4 protein-coding genes are annotated in these 3088 nt (G+C 36.9%); all 4 read right to left on the bottom strand.

Going from position 1 to position 3088, the window contains the following annotated elements; all coding sequences use genetic code 11:
• Positions 1 to 135 precede the first annotated feature (135 nt).
• Positions 136 to 561, bottom strand: a complete 426-nt coding sequence (locus AFK68_RS04270; protein ID WP_094671731.1) for an ATP-binding protein — start codon at positions 559 to 561, stop codon at positions 136 to 138.
• Between the two features lie 292 nt (positions 562 to 853).
• Positions 854 to 1153, bottom strand: coding sequence for a SpoIIE family protein phosphatase (locus tag AFK68_RS04265; protein WP_246843992.1), 300 nt, complete (start codon positions 1151 to 1153; stop codon positions 854 to 856).
• A gap of 49 nt (positions 1154 to 1202) precedes the next feature.
• A partial coding sequence (locus tag AFK68_RS04260; RefSeq protein WP_246843991.1) for a PP2C family protein-serine/threonine phosphatase occupies positions 1203 to 1954 on the bottom strand: 752 nt, incomplete at its 3' end.
• 55 nt (positions 1955 to 2009) lie between these two features.
• Positions 2010 to 2592 (bottom strand): GAF domain-containing protein (locus tag AFK68_RS04255; RefSeq protein ID WP_246843990.1); only part of this gene is annotated, 583 nt, incomplete at its 3' end.
• Positions 2593 to 3088: the final 496 nt, after the last annotated feature.

Raw genomic sequence — 3088 nt, 5'->3', positions numbered from 1 at the left:
GTCTATTAAGTAAAATTATTCTTATATTAAATACAAAAAATTCTGCAAATATACGAATCTCTCCATCTCCCCATCTCCCCATCTCCTTATCTCCCTATCAATCTTGAGTAACAAACATTAACGTATTTCATATTATTATGTTGTAGTCCTATTCACAACTAAAATATTACGATTCCGATCACCTATATGTTCATAAATAAACTTATCAACACTTTGATAAGCTAAGTGAATTCCATAACCACCAAGGGGACGCTCTTCCATTCTTTTTTTTAAGTCTTCTTCTGTAAGTGCTTCTTTCGTAGTAGGATCATAAGGTTTTGCCGTATCTTCAATATAAACGGTTAAACTTGTTTCATCTATTTTAGCTTCTACAGATATACTTCCTTCTAATCCATTCTCATTATAACCATGAGTAATAATATTTGTTGCTATTTCATCTACTGCTAAACATAATTTATATGATACTTTTTTTTCTAAACCCGCTTCTGTTGCTGCTGACTTAACATATTGACGAATTCGTCCTAAGTTCTCTAGTTTTCCTAGTAATATTAATGCTTCCATAAATCCTCCTTTCTTTGTTTTTTTTTAATAAAAAATCAAGTAAATTATTGCACAAAAATAACCAATTTTTTACCGGAAAATTGTGGGTATGCGCCTCCCCTTTTAAGGGAATGAAAAAAATATTTAACTCGGTATTTCAAGCCTCCGAGTTTAGTCTGAGGTTCACTGATAACTGTTAGCGCAGCTCCTCCGCAGGAGGCTAACTGAAATGACCCCCTACTCCCTACTCCCTACTCCCTACTCCCTACTCCCTACTCCCTACTCCCTACTCCCTCTTTTCTAATAGTTTTAGTTAATTTCTCCGCACCGCTAACATTGTAATATCATCAAATTGTGCTGCATCTTCCATATAATCAAACAACTTATTTTTAATGCGCCCTATCAATTCTGATGCAGAATTAGCCGGCTTTTCCACCATTTCTTTTAGTCTTTTATCTGTAAATAATTTTCCCTCCGGGCATTTTGCTTCAGTCACGCCATCGGTATAACCTATTAGTATTTCTCCAGGCTCTAACTGAACTTCTTTAATTTCAAACTTCATATTTGGCATCATTCCTACCGCAGGTCCAGTAGAATTTAGGGTCTGTTTTATGCCATCTTGATTAATAATAAACAGAGGTTCATGTCCTCCATTAACGTANTTATCTGTAAATAATTTTCCCTCCGGGCATTTTGCTTCAGTCACGCCATCGGTATAACCTATTAGTATTTCTCCAGGCTCTAACTGAACTTCTTTAATTTCAAACTTCATATTTGGCATCATTCCTACCGCAGGTCCAGTAGAATTTAGGGTCTGTTTTATGCCATCTTGATTAATAATAAACAGAGGTTCATGTCCTCCATTAACGTAACTAAGTAAACCCGTTTTTGGATCTAGCACCCCAAAAAATAATGTAGCAAACATACTCATTTGCCAATGGTTTTGCGCAACATAGTCATTAGTAAGGCGAACAGCTTGAAGAGCTTTCTCGTGAGCTAAATTAATTGAAGTTGTAGTTGCTTGTAATTTATCTTCCTCAGAAGAAAAGATGCGAATTAAGCTGCGGAATAAAGCCATAAATAATGCTGCACCCACTCCCTTATCACAAACATCCGCTATTACTAACCCTATTTGATCGTTGCCAAGAGTAAAAGCATCGTAAAAATCTCCCGCTACTTGTTTAGCAGGATGAAAACAAGCAACTATTTCCCAATCATCCAACTTAGGAATATCATAAGGGAGAAAATCTATCTGAATTTGTCTACCCTTTTCTAACTCATGGTCAAGAGCTTTAGAATAAGTATCTAGTTGTCCATACAGTCTAGCATTTTCGAGAACTAACCCTATTTGTTCAGCAGTAGCTTCCATTGACTCTGCCATTCTGTCGGTAAAATGATTAGGTTGAGAGTGCAATAAAGTAATAATACCAAGCAAATTTTGATTATTGATAATTGGAACACCTAATGCNTACCCTTTTCTAACTCATGGTCAAGAGCTTTAGAATAAGTATCTAGTTGTCCATACAGTCTAGCATTTTCGAGAACTAACCCTATTTGTTCAGCAGTAGCTTCCATTGACTCTGCCATTCTGTCGGTAAAATGATTAGGTTGAGAGTGCAATAAAGTAATAATACCAAGCAAATTTTGATTATTGATAATTGGAACACCTAATGCTGAACGAACTATGTAAGGTTGATTAGGTAAAGTTAACCAGCGATCGTCCTCTTCTGTATCCGTAATTAATCCTATCTCACGGTTGCGACTTACCCAACCTGCTAACCCTTTATCTAAAACACTACCTATTAGTTTAGTCCGTTGTTCGGGACTTACTTCAGTGCGAGTGAGAATAGCATCTACAATTTTCTTAGATGCAGGATCTAGTAAAAATAAACTTCCTTTTTCTGTGGCAGTGACATCAGCACAAACATCTAAGGTTTTTTGTAAAGCAGCTTTAATAATTCCTCCTGGCCTAGAGGAGCATCCTGTTGTTACTTCTATCAATACTTTTTGAGCTAGTCGGTAAGCTGCAATTTCATCTTGGACTTTAGCCATTTCCTGTCGCAGAGACTTTATTTCTTCTCTCAGATTTTCTTCTGTTGTTCCCATTGCTGATAATATTGATAATGGATGATTAATAATGGATAATTCTGGTTTGCTGATTAAATATAAAAGTATTGACGGATAAAGGTTTTAGCAATTTCAGGTCTTGAAAAAGTACCAGCTTTTCGGTTGATAGAGCTAAAAAAGTTAGCATTTTGGGGTAACTATGGCAGAAAAATTAAGGGACTATTCTTCTGACTACCTACCTATAACTCCCATTTCTCCTGTACGGGTAATTGGCGTTTTGCATTCTGCAAAGCTATCCTAGGTCATACTCCACAAACGCTTTATATGTCCCGCAGCGTTTAGCGTTCGGCACAACTTTTCGTTCCGGAATGCTCCGCAAACGTTAACGCTTAGTGACATGAAAAACGCCCCTTGTGCGCTAGCTAAACGGCTGTCGCCGACATGAATGCGCAGTATTCTGTAGGAAATCTACCCCTACAAC

The organism is Hydrocoleum sp. CS-953 (genome assembly GCF_002260545.1).
Classification (GTDB): Bacteria; Cyanobacteriota; Cyanobacteriia; order Cyanobacteriales; family Microcoleaceae; genus Trichodesmium.
This window is presented reverse-complemented; position numbering and strand designations above follow the sequence as displayed.